The sequence below is a fragment of the Martelella lutilitoris genome (assembly GCF_016598595.1).
Taxonomy (GTDB): domain Bacteria; phylum Pseudomonadota; class Alphaproteobacteria; order Rhizobiales; family Rhizobiaceae; genus Martelella; species Martelella lutilitoris_A.
Genome location: NZ_CP066786.1, coordinates 1,137,988 through 1,155,198 on the forward strand (window position 1 = coordinate 1,137,988; position 17,211 = coordinate 1,155,198).

The following is a 17,211-nucleotide window of genomic DNA, read 5'->3' on the forward strand; positions in this document are numbered from 1 at the left end:
AGGCATTCAAAAGCACTGCGTTTCAGGGTTTTGCGACTTTGTGACGAGAAACGCATGCCAATGCTCCAAACGGGCTTTGCGCGTGTTGCGAGTCGCTTTTACCTGTGCTAGACGAACCCCGACTATTGGGAGGGCCAGCATGTTTTTTCCTGCTGTTTCCCGGGGATATTGTGAGGTTTTGAGGGCTTCGGGCAGTGCCGGCGACGACACGGCCCGCGCCGATTTTTAAGGGGAATTTGTGCCTGTGGCAGACCTATCCCAATCTGTGTCGAACGTGGCGCAGCGCTACGCTGTTTCTCTGTTCGAACTTGCCAAGGAAGATGACAGCATCGACGCCGTGGGCGCCCATATCGACCGTGTCGAGACGCTGTTGAATGAAAGCGACGATTTCCGGCGTCTGGTGATGAGTCCGGTCTTCAGCGCCGACGAGCAGCTGAAGGCGGTGACCGCCATTCTCGCCAAGGCGGAAATCGGCGGCTATGTCGCCAATTTCGTCAAGCTGGTTGCGAAAAACCGCCGTCTTTTCGTCCTGCCCGGCATGATCTCGGCCTATCGCGGCGAGGTTGCCGCCTATCGTGGTCAGGCGACGGCTGAAGTGACAGTGGCCCATGCCCTGTCTGATGAACAACAACAGGAATTGAAGACTGCGCTGAAAGATGTGACGGGCAAGGATGTGTCCCTTCAGATCACCGAAGATGCGTCGCTCCTCGGCGGAATGATCGTCAAGGTCGGTTCGCGTCAGATCGATACGTCTCTGCGCACGAAACTCTCCAAACTTAAGCTTTCACTGAAAGAGGTTGGCTGATGGATATCCGGGCCGCGGAAATTTCCGCAATTCTGAAAGAACAGATCAAAAATTTCGGCGACGAGGCTGAGGTCTCTGAAGTCGGTCAGGTGCTTTCGGTCGGCGACGGCATCGCCCGCGTCTATGGCCTCGACAATGTCCAGGCCGGCGAAATGGTCGAGTTCAACGGCGGCGTGCGCGGCATGGCGCTCAACCTGGAAAGCGACAATGTCGGCGTCGTTATCTTCGGCTCCGACCGCGAGATCAAGGAAGGCGATGTCGTCAAGCGCACCGGCGCCATCGTTGACGTGCCGGTCGGCCCCGGCCTTCTCGGCCGCGTTGTCGACGCGCTCGGCAACCCGATCGACGGCAAGGGTCCGATTGCTTCGGACCACCGCGCCGTTGTCGACGTCAAGGCGCCCGGCATCATTCCACGCAAGTCGGTTCACGAGCCGATGTCGACCGGCCTGAAGGCCATCGATGCCCTGATCCCGATCGGCCGCGGCCAGCGCGAGCTCGTCATCGGCGACCGCCAGACCGGCAAGACCGCGATCATCCTCGACACCTTCCTGAACCAGAAGCCGATCCACGACAACGGCCCGGACAACGACAAGCTCTACTGCGTCTACGTCGCCGTCGGCCAGAAGCGTTCGACCGTTGCCCAGTTCGTGAAGACGCTGGAAGAACGCGGCGCGCTTGAATATTCGGTCGTCATCGCCGCCACCGCCTCCGATCCGGCCCCGATGCAGTACATCGCGCCGTTCGCCGGCTGCGCCATCGGCGAATATTTCCGCGACAATGGCATGCACGCCCTGATCGCCTATGACGACCTTTCCAAGCAGGCCGTCGCCTATCGTCAGATGTCGCTGCTGCTGCGCCGCCCGCCGGGCCGTGAAGCCTATCCGGGCGACGTTTTCTACCTGCACTCGCGTCTTCTCGAGCGCGCCGCCAAGCTTTCGGAAGAGCGCGGCGCCGGCTCGCTGACGGCGCTCCCGGTCATCGAGACCCAGGGCAACGACGTTTCGGCGTTCATCCCGACCAATGTGATCTCGATCACCGACGGCCAGATCTTCCTTGAAACCGACCTGTTCTACCAGGGTATTCGTCCGGCCGTGAACGTCGGCCTGTCGGTGTCGCGCGTCGGTTCGTCGGCGCAGATCAAGGCGATGAAGCAGGTTGCTGGCTCGATCAAGGGCGAGCTTGCCCAGTATCGTGAAATGGCTGCCTTCGCCCAGTTCGGTTCCGACCTCGATGCTGCGACCCAGCGTCTTCTGAACCGTGGCGCGCGTCTGACCGAGCTCCTGAAGCAGCAGCAGTTCTCGCCGCTGAAGACGGAAGAGCAGGTGGTCGTGATCTTTGCCGGCGTGAACGGCTATCTCGACAAGCTGCCGGTCAGCGATGTCAGCAAGTTCGAACAGGGACTGCTGTCCTACATGCGCGGCGAGGCGAGCGACGTTCTCGATGGCATCCGGACGGAAAAGGCGCTGAGCGACGATCTGAAGGGCAAGCTGAAGGCGGCAATCGACGCTTTCGCGAAGAACTTCTCCAAGTAACCAGGTAATCTTAGCGGGGATTTATAACCCATGGCTTCATTGAAAGATCTGAAGCTTCGCATTGCCTCGGTGAAGGCGACGCAGAAGATCACCAAGGCGATGCAGATGGTCGCCGCGGCGAAGCTGCGTCGCGCGCAGGAGGCCGCCGAAAATGCGCGGCCTTACTCCGAACGCATGGCCACCGTCATGGCCGACCTGACGGCGGCCGTCGGCGAGGGCGAGGAAGTGCCGAAGCTGATGAGCGGGACCGGCAAGGATGATGTTCATCTCCTGGTGGTCTGCACGGCTGAACGCGGCCTTTGCGGCGGCTTCAACGCTCAGATCGCGCGCCACGCCCGCCTTGCCGCCCGTGATCTGATTTCCAAGGGCAAGACCGTCAAGATATTCTGCGTCGGCCGCAAGGGCTATGATGCGCTGCGCCGCGAATTCGCCGACCTGATCGTTGAGCGGAAAGAGTTGCGCGATGTCCGCAAGATCGGCTTCGACAATGCCGAGGATGTTGCCAACCGCGTGATGGAGATGTTCGACGAGGGCGCTTTCGACGTTTGCACCCTGTTTTATTCGGAATTCAAATCGGTGATCTCGCAGGTGCCGACCGGCCTTCAGCTTATTCCGGCTTCGGCGCCGGAAGGCGCGGAAGAGCGCTCTGAGTCCGCGCTTTACGATTACGAGCCGAATGCGGAAACCATCCTGTCCGAGATCGTGCCGCTCAACATCCGCGTCCAGGTTTTCCGCGCGCTGCTGGAAAATGCCGCCGGCGAAATGGGCGCGAAGATGACCGCGATGGACAATGCGACGCGCAACGCCGGTGAGATGATCGACAAGCTGACGCTTTCCTACAACCGTCAGCGTCAGGAAAAGATCACCACGGAACTGATTGAAATTATTTCCGGCGCGGAAGCGCTGTAAGAGCTTGAGAAGAGGGTTTTATCATGGCTGAGGCCTCTACCGGTAGAGTGACGCAGATTATCGGCGCCGTTGTGGACGTCGCCTTTGACGGCGAACTGCCCCCCATCATGAATGCGCTTGAAACCGACAACCACGGCAACCGGCTTGTTCTCGAGGTGGCCCAGCACCTCGGCGAAAATGAAGTCCGCACCATCGCCATGGACGCGACCGAAGGTCTGGTCCGCGGTCAGGAAGTCAAGAATACCGGATCCCCGATCCAGGTGCCGGTGGGCGTCGAAACGCTGGGCCGCATCATGAACGTCATCGGCGAGCCGGTGGATGAAGTCGGGCCGATCAAGACCAAGGAAAAGCGCGCCATCCACCAGGAAGCTCCGCCCTATGTCGATCAGTCGACCGAAGCGGAAATCCTCGTGACCGGCATCAAGGTCGTCGATCTTCTGGCGCCTTACGCCAAGGGCGGCAAGATCGGCCTGTTCGGCGGCGCCGGCGTCGGCAAGACGGTTCTCATCCAGGAGCTGATCAACAACATCGCCAAGGCGCATGGCGGCTATTCCGTCTTCGCCGGCGTTGGCGAGCGCACGCGTGAAGGCAACGACCTTTACCACGAAATGATCGAATCCAACGTGAACGTCGATCCGGCAGAGAACAACGGTTCGGCCGAAGGTTCGAAGTGCGCCCTGGTCTACGGCCAGATGAACGAGCCGCCCGGCGCGCGTGCCCGCGTTGCGCTTTCCGGCCTGACGATCGCCGAATCGTTCCGTGACGAAGGCCAGGACGTGCTGTTCTTCGTGGACAACATCTTCCGCTTCACCCAGGCCGGTTCGGAAATCTCGGCTCTGCTCGGCCGTATTCCCTCGGCCGTGGGCTATCAGCCGACCCTGGCGACCGACATGGGCGCCCTGCAGGAACGCATCACCACCACGACCAAGGGTTCGATTACCTCGGTTCAGGCCATTTACGTGCCCGCCGACGACCTGACCGACCCGGCGCCGGCCACCTCCTTCGCCCATCTGGACGCGACGACCACGCTGTCGCGCTCGATCGCCGAAAAGGGCATCTACCCGGCCGTCGACCCGCTCGATTCCACCTCGCGCATGCTCGACCCGATGATCGTCGGCGAAGAGCACTACCAGGTTGCCCGTGCGGTTCAGTCCACCCTGCAGCGCTACAAGTCGCTTCAGGACATCATCGCCATTCTCGGCATGGACGAGCTTTCCGAAGAGGACAAGCTCACGGTTGCCCGCGCCCGCAAGATCGAGCGCTTCCTGTCGCAGCCCTTCCATGTAGCCGAAGTCTTCACCGGCGCGCCGGGCATCCTGGTCTCGCTGGAAGACACGATCCGCTCGTTCAAGGGCCTGGTCGAAGGCGAATACGACCACCTGCCGGAAGCGGCCTTCTACATGGTCGGCACGATCGACGACGCCGTCGCCAAGGCCAAGAAACTCGCCGAAGCTGCCTGATCCTCAGGCGGGCGGCGCCGAGGCGCCGCCCATCGGTTCCCGGTGATTTTGCAAGACAAGAGATTGGAACGTCATGGCTGACACGATGATTTTCGAGCTGGTGACCCCTGAGAAGCTGCTGGCCTCCGCCGAAACGGATGCCGTCGTCATTCCCGCCGCGGAAGGCGAGATGACGGTGATGCCGGATCACGCGCCGACCATGACGACGGTTCGTCCCGGCATGGTGAAGTTCAAGAATCACGATGGAAAGGAATTCCAGTTCCTGGTCTTCCACGGCTTCGCCGATATCCAGGGCAATGCCTGCACGCTTCTGGCCGAAACGGCCGTGCCGATCGGCGAGGCGTCGGATGCCATCGAGCATCGCATCAAGTCGCTGCGCAAGGAACTCGACGATGCAAGCCATCGCGAGCACAAGAGCGCGATCGAGCAGATGATGAACGAGTTGACGCACCTGAACGAGACGGTGTTCCCGGGCTGATCCCGCACTGAATTCCTTGTGAAATCGTATGAGCCGCAGCTTTTTCGCTGCGGCTTTTCGCGTTTTCTGGCTATTGTCTTGATCGGGGGCGTTCACCAAAGCGTAAATCCGGCGTGTAGATCGTAGTGTGGCGGTGAAGCAAAACATAAGAAGAGCCTCGCTAAATGCGACGCCAGGGTGCGGATTGTGAATGTCAAACGTAAAAGACAAGCTGCGCAGTGATATAGTCGTCGTTCTATTGATCGCCGTACCCGTCATGGGCTTTCTGATCTCTATCGATTCATTCGAACGGCTGAGCGATTTTTCCCGCTCGCACGAGAGTTGGGAACTCGACGAGTTCTTTACTGCCTTCATGGTTTCAAGCATCGGGCTTCTAGTCCTGCTGGTCCGCCGCACGCGCTCATTGCGCAAGGAGATTGCGAGCCGGCATGAGGCCGAGCGTCTGGCGCTGGCCCTGGCCCGCCAGGACCCGTTGACGGGTATCGCCAACCGCCGATATTTCGAGGAAGAGTGCGAGCGGCGGTTGACGCGGGCACGCCGTCAGTCCGACCGCTTCGCCCTGCTGTTCATCGATTTCGACCGGTTCAAGCAGATCAACGATAACCTTGGCCATGACGCGGGAGACCGATTGCTTCAGGTCGTCTCCGACCGGCTGAAGAAGGCCGTTCGTCCTGACGATTTTCTCGGTCGACTTGGCGGCGACGAGTTTGCTGTCCTCATGCATGACGGCGGCGGCGCGGATACCGCCGAGCACGTGGCAATACGGCTGCTGGCGGAGGTGTCTCGTCCGGTCCTGCTGCTCGGGCGCGAGATCACGCCTTCGGTCAGTATCGGTATTGCATCTTATCCGAAGGACGGTACGACCCGCGACACCTTGCTGAAGAGGGCCGATACGGCGATGTACCGGGCCAAGGAGGAGGGGCGTCGACGTATCGTATCCTTCAGCGACGACATGGATCGCGGGTCGGGGGCCGAGTATATGCTCGAGCTCGATCTTGCCGATGCGCTTTCGTCGGGTCAGATCGTGCCCTATTACCAGCTGATCAGCAGTTGCCATGCCGGCGATGTCGTTCTTGTCGAGGTGCTGGCGCGCTGGAAACACCCGAAGCTCGGAGTGCTGAGCGCCGGCGACTTCATTCCCCATGCCGAGGCAGCGGGGCTGATCCCGCAATTGTTCGAGACGGTGTTGACTGAGGCCTGCAAGGATGCGCGCCAATGGCCGGCTTCAACGGCGATCGCGGTCAATGTGACGCCACAGCAACTATGCGATCCCGGCTTTGCCAAAGGCGTTCTCGACATCCTAAGCCGGAATCAATTCCCGCCCTCCCGTCTGGAGCTGGAGGTGACCGAGGATGCGCTGGTGGTCGATCTCGACACCACGCGCAACAATATCCTGCGTCTCAAGGCGGAAGGCATCCGTGTGGCGCTTGATGATTTCGGTACGGGCTATTCCAGCCTGCGCCAGCTTCGCGAACTGCCCTTTGACCGGATCAAGATCGATCGCAGCTTCATCTCCGGCGTCGGAACCGATCCGCAAAGCGACGAGATTGTCGCCTCGACCATCAAGCTGTGTCGGGCGCTCGGCCTGAAGACGGTCGCTGAGGGGATCGAGGACAAAGCGCAGATGGACTGGATCTGCGACCACGGTGCGGATGCCGTGCAAGGCTATTTCAACGCCATGCCGGTCTCGGCTGAGGAACTTCCGGAGGTCCTGAAGACCTATCCGGACGGCCGGCCGCGATATTAGAGCGTTTCAGAAGTAGGCGTTCCCGAGAGGCTTGCGGACGACCGTTCCGGGGAACTAGCCCGAAATCGTGACGATCCCGCAATCTCCGGCTTCTGAGGCAAAGGCCAGGCGCTCGCCCGCTTCGTCCCAGGAGAGCGACGTGATCGCCCCCTTGCCCTGGCGGCGCAGGAGCGCTTCCTTCTGGTCGGAAAGGCGCACGGCCATGATCATGCCGTCGATGAAGCCGATGGCGAGCATTTCCTCCGAAGGGTGGAAGGCGACCTGGGTGACCAGGATATTGGCGCGGGTGCCGAGTTCGAGCGGCGCCTTGCCCATCGGCCCGTCCTTTCCGGAAAACGGCCAGACGATGGCGGCCGGCGCGCCGGAGGTTGCAAGCCACTTGCCTTTCGGCGACCAGGACCAGGATTTCACCTTGGCCGGATAGCCGCTCATGCGCATGTGGCGCGCTTCGGCCGACAGCTTGCCGTCCAGCTTCCATCCATGCAGCGCATTTTCCTGCATGGCGGTGACCAGAAAGCGCCCGTCGGGCGAAAAGGTGATGCCGACATGGGCGCCCTTCCATTCCAGATCGACCGGAGGGGCGGAGCCTGCAACCCAGTGCAGCGAGGCGCCGTTATAACGTGCGGCCGCGATCCTGAGGCCCTTGGGGGCGAACGTGACCGCCTCGACGCTGCGCTCCTCGGGAAAGAGATGCGACGCGCCGCTGGCAATCACCCGCGTCTCCTTGCCCACGGCATAGGCGACGGCGCCGTGCGGGCCGCCGGCGACGACGGAAATCCACTTGCGCGGCACGCTTGCCAGTTCCTCGAAGGAGCCGTCTTTTGCAAGGCGGAGCACGCGGCCATCCTCGCCGCCGGTGATCAGCGTCTGGCTGAAGGGATCGCGCACGCAGGTGAGGAGGCCGTCATGGGCCTCCGTCACCTTCTCGCCGTCGTCGAGCCGGTGAATCCGGCCTCCGGCCGTGGCAAAAAATGGAATTCCGCCGAGAAAGGCGGCGGCGATGACGTGGTCGTCGATGTCGACGGGCGCAACGCTCGGCATCAGCTGCGGACCTCGCAGGCCCGGAAGCTCTTCTCGAGCTTTTCGCGGTCAAGGTCGCGTCCGATGAAGACGAGCCGGCTTTCGCGCGCTTCGCCATCCTTCCAGGCGCGCTGGTGATCGCCCTCGATGATCATGTGGACGCCCTGGACCACATAGCGATCGTCGTCCTTGTTGAAGGCGAGGATGCCCTTAAGGCGCAGGATGTTCGGTCCCTGGTTCTGGGTGACGGACTGGATCCATGGGAAGAACCGGTTCGGGTCGAGCTCGCCACCGCGCAATGACACCGACTGCACCGTCACGTCGTGATGGTCGGACAGCCCGTGGTGGTGGTGGTGCTCGTGATCATGATCATGATCATGATCATGATCATGATCGTGGTGATGATGGTCGTGGTCGCAATCGGGACCGCAGACATGGTCATCATGATCGTGATCGAGGAAGTGCGGGTCGTCCTCCAGAACATGTTTCAGATCGAACGCGTTCTGGTTGAGGATGCGTTCGAGTTCGATGGCCGAACGCTCCGTCCTGAAGATCCTGGCGGCCGGATTGATGGCGCGCACCAGGCCTTCGACATCGGCCAGTTCCTCCGCGCTGACCAGGTCGGTCTTGTTCAGGAGCACGATATCGGCGAATGCGATCTGGTCCTCGGCCTCGCGGCTGTCCTTCAGGCGCAGCGGCAGGTGCTTGGCGTCGACCAGGGTGATGACGGCATCGAGCGCCGTCTTGGCCCGGACGTCGTCGTCCATGAAGAAGGTTTGGGCGACGGGAACCGGATCGGCAAGGCCTGTGGTCTCGACGATGATGCCATCGAAACGCGGGCGCCGCATCAGGCCCTCGACGACCCGGATCAGGTCGCCGCGCACCGTGCAGCACACGCAGCCATTGTTCATTTCGTAGATCTCCTCGTCGGATTCCACGATCAGGTCATTGTCAATGCCGATCTCGCCGAATTCGTTGACGATGACCGCGTATTGCTTGCCGTGGTTTTCGGAGAGAATCCGGTTGAGCAGGGTGGTCTTGCCCGATCCCAGGTAGCCCGTCAGCACGGTCACCGGAATGGGCGGAGCTGCTTGCGTGTCAGTCATGATCGTTCCTTTGAAGGATTTTCCGACTATATAAGGGTGATGGCGCCTGGCAGCAAGGCGGAGCGATGCCTGGCTTGCTTGCGAAAAGTCAGGCTCCACAGCGGTTTTCCGGGAAAATTAAACCGATTTTTGCTTTTATGTTGAATTCTTCGCGGTTTTTGAATTAAATTTTTAAATCAAGACACGCAGCGCGAGGCCTTCATTCACCGGGAGAAAAGCCGTGGCCCAGAAAGTCAAACTTTCCACAATCGCCGAATCTCTGGGGATTTCGACGGCCACCGTATCGCTGGCGCTCCGCGACAGCCCGCTTGTCGCCACCGCCACGCGCGAGCGGATCAAGGAACAGGCGCGTGCACTCGGCTATATCTACAATCGCCGGGCGGCCAGCCTCCGGACATCGCGTTCGGGTATCATCGGCGTCGTCGTTCACGATATCATGAACCCGTTCTACGGCGAGATCCTCAAGGCCATCGAAAGCGAGCTCGATCGCAACCAGCACACCTTCATTCTCTCCAACCACTACGACTCGGTCGAAAAGCAGCGCAATTTCATCGAGACGCTGCTGCAGCTCGGCGGCGACGGCGTGATCATGTCGCCGGCGATCGGCACGCCGCCGGCCGATGTGCAACTGGCCGAGGACAACGGCATGCCGGCCATTTTCGTCGCTCGCACCATGGAGGAGCTGGACCTGCCGACCTATCGCGGCGACGACAGCTACGGCATCGCGCTTGCCACCAACCACCTGATCGGACTCGGCCACCGCTGCATCGCCATGATCGGCGGCACGGACCAGACCTCGACCGGACGCGACCGCTATGCGGGCTACGTCAACGCGCTGAAGAAGGCCAATATCCCGGTCGATCCGGGCCTGCGCATTCCGGGACCGCGCACCAAGCAGGGCGGGTTCGAGGCGGCGGTGCATTTTCTGTCGCTGCCGCAAAAGCCGACGGCGGCGGTCTGCTGGAACGATCTGGTGGCGATCGGCCTGATGAACGGCATTTCGCGCGCGGGGTTGACGCCGGGCGCCGATATTTCCGTTACCGGTTATGACGATCTCGAGGAGGCCTCGATCTCCACGCCGTCGCTCACCACCGTCTGGAACGGTCAGGCCGAGGTCGGCAGGCTGGCGGCGCGGGCGCTGCTCGACAGGCTTGCCGGCTCCAACGCGCCGAACGGCATGCATCTTATCAAGCCGGAAATGCGCATCCGCCAGTCGACGGGCCCTTACCGCGAAACCGCCGAGAGCTATCTTGCGCTGTAGCGCTCTGCTACATGCTTCTATGTCCATTTCAGAACCAGAACATTTTCGGGAGGCCCCATGCCCAAAGAAACCGTCATGCTGTCGCAGAACCTCAATCCCTTCGTGCAGGGCGTGCTGAAGGACGATTACGAACTGGTGACCATGCCCGAGGGCGGGCCGGGCGCGCTGGGCGAAAAGGCCGCCGACATCCGGGCCGTCGTCGCCTTTGGCGGGTTCTCCGCCGAACAGATGGATGCGCTGCCCAATCTCGAGATCATCGCCTGCCCGGGCGTGGGCTATGACGGCATCGACACGACCCATGCCGCGGAACGCGGAATCGTTGTCACCCATACGCCGAATGTCCTGAATGACGAGGTTGCCGATACCGCTGTGGCGCTTCTTCTGAATGCCGTCCGGCGTCTCTACGCGGCAGAACGGTTCTTGCGCGAGGGCCGCTGGGAGAGCGAGGGCAATTTCCCGCTCTCGCCATTTTCGGTGAAGGGGCGCAAGGTCGGGCTCTATGGTCTCGGCCGGATCGGGCTCGAGATCGCAAGCCGGCTTGAACCGTTCAAGGTCGAGATCTCCTATCACACCCGCAGCCCGAAAAAGGGCGTCGACTATGCCTATCATCCGACGCTTGCCTCGCTTGCGGAAGCCGTCGACACGCTGATCTGCATCGTTCCGAAGACGCCGGAGACGCACAAGGCGGTCAATGCCGAAATCCTGTCGGCGCTCGGCCCCGATGGCATTCTGGTCAATGTCGGGCGCGGCTGGAGCGTCGACGAGGACGCGCTGATCGCCGCCCTCAAGGCCGGCACGCTCGGCGGCGCGGGCCTCGATGTCTTTTATGATGAGCCGCATGTGCCCGAGACGCTTCGGGGTTTCGACAATGTCAGCCTGCTGCCGCATGTGGCTTCCGCTTCCGTGCCGACGCGCCAGGGTATGGCGCAGCTTGTAGCCGACAACCTGAATGGCTGGTTTGCCGAAGGGCGGCCGGTCACGCCCGTGCCCGAGACGCCGGTTCCGCCGAAAGCCTGACGTCAGGACCGCTGCCTTCTGGTTTCGATGACCTTTCGCATAAGGCCTACAAATTGCGCGCCCTCTTCCGCCGTAAGGCCGGAGAGGGCGTCTTCGTTCTCGGCCGTGGCTGCGGCGACGGCCGGCGCGCGCAGGGCGCGGGCGCGTTCCGTCAGCCTTATGCGCTGAACGCGGCCGTCCTCAAGGTCCCTTTCCCGCTTGATCAATCCGTCACGCTCCATGCGCGACAGCGTGTTGGCCATGGTCGCCTGCTCGATATCAAGCCGCTCCACCAGTTCTTTCTGCGTCAGCCCGTCATGGTCCCAAAGTTCCAGAAGAGCGGGAAAGGTGCCCGTGGTCAGCCCGAGCGGCCGGATGCGGGCCGCAAGCCCGCGCTCGAAAAGGCGCGCCATATGGTTGGCGAGATAGCCGGCGGAATCGTCTTTTGAAAAGGTCATGATGTTCGATAACACTTGCATAGCTTGCTATGCAACTATATATAGCTTGCTATATATAATTAATGGAGCACTGACATGCTGAAGACACTGCATCCCGTTGCCGGCGCTCTGGCGCTGGCGCTCATCATCGCATTCTGGCTTTCGACCGTTCTTGCGGAAATGCTCGCGGGGCCGGCGCTCGTCACGCTGGTCAAGACATCGATCCCCTGGGGCTTTCTGTTGCTTGTGCCGCTCCTGGCGCTCGCGGGGTTTTCCGGCTTTCGCCTGGCGCGGCCAATGCGCGGGCCGCTTGTGGCGGCAAAGCGCCGGCGCATGCCGATCATCGCCATCAACGGCATTGTCGTGCTGATCCCGTGCGCCCTGTTCCTCGCCTCAAAGGCGCAGGCAGGCGCGTTTGACGCGTCCTTCTACGTCGTGCAGGCGCTCGAGCTCGTCTTCGGCGCGATCAACATCACGCTGATGGGCATGAACATGCGCGACGGGCGGCGGATGACGGCAAAGCGTCGCTGACCGCGCTCCGCATTATCGACCGTCGCCGTCCGGGCCGAGCGTCAGATCCGGCCGGCGGCGGTGGCATAGGCCCGAACGGCATCGCCGAAAGCCGCAAACAGCCTGCGCGACGTCTCGTCTGTCTTCGCCCAGTATTCCGGATGCCACTGGACGCCGACGGCGAAATTCCTCGCGCCGATGACCGAGACGGCCTCCACCGTGCCGTCGGGCGCGATGGCCTCGACGGCAAGACCAGGGGCGACATCGCCGATCGCCTGGCGGTGCAGCGAATTCACCTGAACCTCGCCGGGACCAAGAATATCGGCAAGGCAGGTGCCTTCCTTCACATGCACCGGCTGACGGATGACGAAGAGGGCATCGCGGTCGCCTTCGGGCGGCTGGCGGTGGTCGATGCGTCCTTCAAGCTCGTGCACCTCGCTCACCAGCGTGCCGCCAAGCGCGACATTGAGCTCCTGGATGCCGCGGCAGATGCACAGAAGCGGCATGCCGCGCTCGATCGCGCGGCGGATCATCGGAAGGGTGGTGGCATCCCGGCCGGGGTCGAAGGGGCCGTCGCGTTCCTCTTCTGTCTTGCCGTAGAGCGCCGGCGCCACATTGGAGCGGGAGCCGGTGATCATCACTCCGTCGACGCGGTCGAGCATGGCGTCGATATCCTGCGCGTCGCCCAGTGCGGGAATGATGAAGCTCATCGCGCCCGCGACATCCAGCGCCGCGCCGACATATTGCTGCTGCGCGGCATGCCAGGTGGTCTCGCGGAAAAAACAGGTATCGGCGGGAACGGCGACGATCGGTTTTGACATGGTGGCTCCGCTGGCGGTTTTTTCGAAGTGATGTCGCCTTGTCGGAGGTCTGTCAAACGAATCCGCGCTGCACGTCCATGGCAAATTCTGATCGGGCGATAACGGCCCGTGATCGCGGACTATTAGACATTGGTCGTATCGGGCCGGAATTCGGGGCAGAAAAGTCTCCTTCGCCTGCAGGCGAGAGTTGAAACAAATCAACCAAAGTGCTTTGCTTTCGAAGACGTCCGCCGGAGGAGAACGGGTGCGGACGCATCACATTTTGGGAGGTATCTATGGACCGTCGTTCGTTTATCAAAAAGGTCGGCGCCGGTGGCGTTGGCGCCGCTGCGGCAACCGCGCTTGCCGCGCCTGCGATCGCGCAGGAAAACCCGAAAGTGACCTGGCGTCTGACCTCGTCCTTTCCGAAGTCGCTCGACACGATCTATGGCGGCGCAGAAGACATCGCCAATCATGTTTCGGCCGCCACCGGCGGCAATTTCGAGATCCAGTGCTACGCTGCCGGTGAAATCGTTCCCGGCCTGCAGGCGCTTGATGCGGTGCAGAGCGGCACGGTCGAGGCGGCCCATACCTGCTCCTATTATTTCTGGGGCAAGGACCCGACCTTTGCCATCGGCACGGCCATTCCCTTCGGCCTGAACCAGCGGCTCTCCAATGCCTGGTTCTACGAGGGCAACGGCAACACGCTGATGAACGAGTTCTATGACGGTTACGGCGTATACGGCCTGCCGGCTGGCAATACCGGGGCCCAGATGGGCGGCTGGTTCCGCAAGGAAGTGAACACCGTCGAAGACCTGAAGGGCCTGAAGATGCGCATCGCCGGTCTTGCCGGCCGGGTCATGGAGAAGGTCGGCGTCGTGCCGCAGCAGATCGCCGGCGGCGATATCTATCCGGCTCTCGAAAAGGGCACGATCGATGCCGCCGAGTTCGTCGGCCCCTATGACGACCAGAAGCTCGGCTTCTACAAGGTTGCCAAATACTACTACTATCCCGGCTGGTGGGAAGGAGGCCCGGTCATCCACGGCTTCTTCAACAAGGCGAAATACCAAGAACTGCCGAAGCACTACCAGGCGGCGCTCGATGACGCCTGCGCCTTCGCCAACACCAACATGATGGCGAAATACGACGTCAAGAACCCGGTCGCGATCCGCGAGCTGATCGGCGACGGCGCGGTCATGAAGGGCTACAGCACGGAAATCATGCAGGCCTGCTACAACGCGGCCATGGAAGTCTATGCCGAGCTCGGCGCGGAGAACCCGACCTTCAAGAAGATCTACAACGATCAGACCGAATACAAGAACGCCGCCTATGGCTGGCTGAAGACCTGCGAGTTCCGTTATGACCAGTTCATGATGGCCCTGCAGAACGCCGGCCAGATCAAGCCTCTCGCCTGATCCGGGCAGGTCCTGGCGTATAAGGGACAACCCGGAAGCGACTGCTTCCGGGTTTTTTGCTGACAAAGCCAAAGGGGAGCAGGCTGCTGCCTCCATCGGCCTTCCCCTTCTTTGCCAAGAAGAAAAACCCCGAAAGCGGCTGCTTTCGGGGTTTTCGCTGTTTTGCCTGCGCCGATACCTCAGTTGAAGTTCAGGCTCGGCGGGTCGTCGAGATTGAGGCTATCGCCGCCCGAGCCGCCGTCCGAGGGACTGTCCCCGAAGTTCGGCAGGGCAAAGGGATCATCGCCGTTGCCGTCACCGCCGCCGAAGTCGAGGTTGAACGGATCGTCGACGCTGCCGCCGAAGGAGGGCATCTCGATCGTCACCGAATCGGGATCGACGGTCACGACCTCGTCCTTATAGTGGGTGACGAGCTTCGGGAAGAAGATCACCGCCAGGATGGCGAGGAACTGGATGACGATATAGGGGATGATGCCCTTGTAGATCTGCAGCGTGCGTACGCCCTGCATGATCCTGCCCGTGCCCTTGTCGGTCCATTCCCCGGCCGGCGTCACCGAGCGCAGGTAGAACAGCGAAAAGCCGAAGGGCGGCGTCAGGAACGAGGTCTGAAGGTTGAGACCCAGAATGATGCCGAACCAGATCAGGTCGATGCCCAGCGCCTCGGCCGGCGCCACCAGAAGCGGCACCATGATGAAGGCGATTTCGAAGAAATCGAGGAAGCAGCCAAGGATGAAGACGATGATGGTGACGACGATCAGGAAGCCGTATTCGCCACCCGGCAGGCCCGTCAGCAGTTCCTCGATCCAGACATTGCCGTTGATGCCGTAGAAGGTGAGGCTGAAGACGCGCGCGCCCATCAGGATCATCATCACGAAGGCGGAGAGCTTGGTCGTGCTGTCGAGCGCCTTCCTGAGCGATTTCAGATCAAGCCGCCCCTTGGCGAGCGCCAGGATGAGCGCGCCGGTGGCGCCCATGGCGCCCCCTTCCGTCGGCGTTGCGATGCCGAGGAAGATCGTGCCGAGCACGAGAAAGATCAGCGCCAGCGGCGGAACCAGGACGATGATCACCTGCTGGCTGAGCCGCGACAGGAGATTGAGCTTCATCCGGTCGTTGGCGATCGCCACCAGATAGACGACGACGACGCCGAAGACCATGGCCGCCACCAGCCGCCAGGCATCGCCGAGCCCGGTGAACAGGACATGGTAGCCGAGGAAATAGAGCGCGACGGCGACGGCGATCATGACGAACAGGGAAATCACGCCGCTGCCCAGCGTGCGGGCTGCGGCCGGCATAGCGGGGGCCGCCTTGGGGCGGATCATCGTCACCACGAACACGTAGAGACAGTAGGCGGCGATCACCAGCAGCGACGGATAGAGCGCGCCGACATACATGTCGCCGACCGAGCGGCCAAGCTGATCGGCCATGACGATGAGGACGAGCGAGGGCGGGACGATCTGCGCCAGCGTGCCCGACGCGGCGATGGTGCCGGTGGCGAACGATCGGTCATAGCTGTAGCGCAGCATGACAGGCAGCGAGATCAGGCCCATGGCCATGACCGATGCGGCGACAACGCCCGTGGTGGCCCCGAGCAGCGCGCCGACGAGGACGACGGCATAGGCAACGCCGCCGCGCACGGGACCGAACAATTGGCCGATCGTGTCCAGCAGGTCCTCGGCCATGCGCGAACGTTCGAGGATGATGCCCATGAAGGTGAAGAAGGGCACTGCCAGGAGCGTCTCGTTCGACATGATGCCGCCGAAGAAACGGTCTGGATGGGACTGAAGGAGTGGCCAGAACAGCGTGATCTCGGGCGAGATCGACGAGAATTCGACCCCGAGCACGAAAAACGCCAGGCCGCCCGCGGCAAGCGTGAAGGCGACGGGATAGCCCAGAAGCAGCATCGCCATCACGGAGATGAACATGATGGGCGCGAGGTTGTGCGCGATCAGGTCAGTCATTCGGCCTGTCCTCTGTCATCATGTGGGCGGCGTTGCCGGCGTCCGAATAGAGATGATCGTTCTCCTTGAGATGTCCGGAAATGACCGCGGCGCGCTTGATGATTTCCGAAAAGGCCTGCAGCAGCAGCAGGATGAAGCCGATCAGGATAAAGGACTTCGCGGGCCAGAGGATCAGCCCGCCGGCATTGGTCGAATGCTCGCCGCTCTCGAAGGAGCGCCAGAACCACGGCCAGGCGAGATAGATCATCATCCCGGCAAAGGGCACGAGGAAGATCGTGTGCAGGATGAGGTCGATCCAGTCGCGGGTGCGCTTGCTCCACGAAGACGAGAGAATGTCGATCCGGATGTGCTCGTTCTTCAACAGCGCATAGGCGGCCGCCAGCATGAAGACGGCGCCGTAAAGATACCATTGCAGTTCCAGCATGGCGTTGGACGAAAGCGAGAAGAGCTTTCGGCTCACCGCATTGCCGGCGCTGACGAGGACTGCCACGAGGAGCAGCCAGGACACCGAATGTCCGATGAATTCATTCAGCCTGTCGATGGTTCGGCTTATTGTTATCAGTGGTTTCATTGGGGCCTCCAAACCGTCCGACTTCCTTAATGGAAGTTGTCAAGGCCACGCAACATGCCTTTGGTACAATATGGGATGAAAAACGCCGCCATTTTGTATTTTTTGTCCGTCCCGGCCGGAGATGCGGACATGATATTTGCCTGGCGGTTCCCCGCCCCGGCGCTGTCGTCGCGCGATTGTTGCCCCGGGCGCGTCGGATGTGGTAA

16 protein-coding genes are annotated in these 17,211 nt (G+C 61.6%); 10 read left to right on the forward strand and 6 right to left on the reverse strand.

The window, feature by feature from the left end; genetic code table 11:
• The first annotated feature begins 238 nt into the window (after positions 1–238).
• From JET14_RS05240 to JET14_RS05265, 6 genes are all read left to right on the forward strand, one after another.
• Complete coding sequence (locus tag JET14_RS05240; protein ID WP_200337112.1) at positions 239–805, forward strand: F0F1 ATP synthase subunit delta; 567 nt, start codon at positions 239–241, stop codon at positions 803–805.
• Positions 805–2,337, forward strand: coding sequence for a F0F1 ATP synthase subunit alpha (gene atpA / locus JET14_RS05245; protein WP_200337113.1), 1,533 nt, complete (start codon positions 805–807; stop codon positions 2,335–2,337). Before JET14_RS05240 ends, atpA begins: the two co-directional genes overlap by 1 nt.
• A 30-nt stretch (positions 2,338–2,367) precedes the next feature.
• Positions 2,368–3,246 carry a F0F1 ATP synthase subunit gamma gene (locus JET14_RS05250; protein WP_024706588.1) on the forward strand — a complete coding sequence of 293 codons (879 nt, stop codon included), beginning with the start codon at positions 2,368–2,370 and terminating at the stop codon, positions 3,244–3,246.
• A gap of 23 nt (positions 3,247–3,269) precedes the next feature.
• Entirely contained in the window at positions 3,270–4,706 is a 1,437-nt protein-coding gene (gene atpD, locus JET14_RS05255; protein WP_024706589.1) for a F0F1 ATP synthase subunit beta, read from the forward strand.
• Between the two features lie 73 nt (positions 4,707–4,779).
• Positions 4,780–5,184, forward strand: a complete 405-nt coding sequence (locus tag JET14_RS05260) for a F0F1 ATP synthase subunit epsilon (protein WP_138748672.1) — start codon at positions 4,780–4,782, stop codon at positions 5,182–5,184.
• Between the two features lie 190 nt (positions 5,185–5,374).
• A complete protein-coding gene (locus JET14_RS05265; RefSeq protein ID WP_200337114.1) occupies positions 5,375–6,931 on the forward strand; it encodes a putative bifunctional diguanylate cyclase/phosphodiesterase in 1,557 nt (518 codons plus the stop codon).
• Positions 6,932–6,985: 54 nt separating this feature from the next.
• Here the strand turns inward: JET14_RS05265 and JET14_RS05270 are convergent, their stop codons facing one another.
• Positions 6,986–7,972, reverse strand: a complete 987-nt coding sequence (locus JET14_RS05270; RefSeq protein WP_200337115.1) for a WD40 repeat domain-containing protein — start codon at positions 7,970–7,972, stop codon at positions 6,986–6,988.
• A complete protein-coding gene (locus JET14_RS05275) occupies positions 7,972–9,057 on the reverse strand; it encodes a CobW family GTP-binding protein (protein WP_200337116.1) in 1,086 nt (361 codons plus the stop codon). Before JET14_RS05275 ends, JET14_RS05270 begins: the two co-directional genes overlap by 1 nt.
• 220 nt (positions 9,058–9,277) lie before the next feature.
• On the opposite strand from JET14_RS05275, the gene JET14_RS05280 reads away from it, so the two are divergent.
• Both JET14_RS05280 and JET14_RS05285 read left to right on the forward strand, forming a co-directional pair.
• Complete coding sequence (locus JET14_RS05280; protein ID WP_024706593.1) at positions 9,278–10,318, forward strand: LacI family DNA-binding transcriptional regulator; 1,041 nt, start codon at positions 9,278–9,280, stop codon at positions 10,316–10,318.
• 57 nt (positions 10,319–10,375) lie between these two features.
• A complete protein-coding gene (locus tag JET14_RS05285) occupies positions 10,376–11,335 on the forward strand; it encodes a 2-hydroxyacid dehydrogenase (RefSeq protein ID WP_200337117.1) in 960 nt (319 codons plus the stop codon).
• 2 nt (positions 11,336–11,337) lie between these two features.
• Here JET14_RS05285 and JET14_RS05290 read toward each other — a convergent pair whose 3' ends face one another.
• A complete protein-coding gene (locus tag JET14_RS05290) occupies positions 11,338–11,772 on the reverse strand; it encodes a MarR family winged helix-turn-helix transcriptional regulator (RefSeq protein WP_200337118.1) in 435 nt (144 codons plus the stop codon).
• Between the two features lie 75 nt (positions 11,773–11,847).
• Here JET14_RS05290 and JET14_RS05295 point away from each other — a divergent pair, with 75 nt between their 5' ends.
• A complete protein-coding gene (locus JET14_RS05295; protein ID WP_200337119.1) occupies positions 11,848–12,282 on the forward strand; it encodes a hypothetical protein in 435 nt (144 codons plus the stop codon).
• A 41-nt stretch (positions 12,283–12,323) separates the two neighbouring features.
• Here JET14_RS05295 and JET14_RS05300 read toward each other — a convergent pair whose 3' ends face one another.
• Positions 12,324–13,082, reverse strand: coding sequence for a gamma-glutamyl-gamma-aminobutyrate hydrolase family protein (locus tag JET14_RS05300; RefSeq protein WP_200337120.1), 759 nt, complete (start codon positions 13,080–13,082; stop codon positions 12,324–12,326).
• A gap of 275 nt (positions 13,083–13,357) precedes the next feature.
• Here JET14_RS05300 and JET14_RS05305 point away from each other — a divergent pair, with 275 nt between their 5' ends.
• Positions 13,358–14,476, forward strand: coding sequence for a TRAP transporter substrate-binding protein (locus JET14_RS05305; protein WP_200337121.1), 1,119 nt, complete (start codon positions 13,358–13,360; stop codon positions 14,474–14,476).
• A gap of 179 nt (positions 14,477–14,655) precedes the next feature.
• Here the strand turns inward: JET14_RS05305 and JET14_RS05310 are convergent, their stop codons facing one another.
• The gene (locus JET14_RS05310) at positions 14,656–16,434 is read right to left on the reverse strand and encodes a TRAP transporter large permease (protein WP_200337122.1); all 1,779 of its coding nucleotides are present in this window, start codon (positions 16,432–16,434) and stop codon (positions 14,656–14,658) included.
• Positions 16,427–17,005 carry a TRAP transporter small permease subunit gene (locus JET14_RS05315; protein WP_200337123.1) on the reverse strand — a complete coding sequence of 193 codons (579 nt, stop codon included), beginning with the start codon at positions 17,003–17,005 and terminating at the stop codon, positions 16,427–16,429. Before JET14_RS05315 ends, JET14_RS05310 begins: the two co-directional genes overlap by 8 nt.
• Between the last annotated feature and the right edge of the window lie 206 nt (positions 17,006–17,211).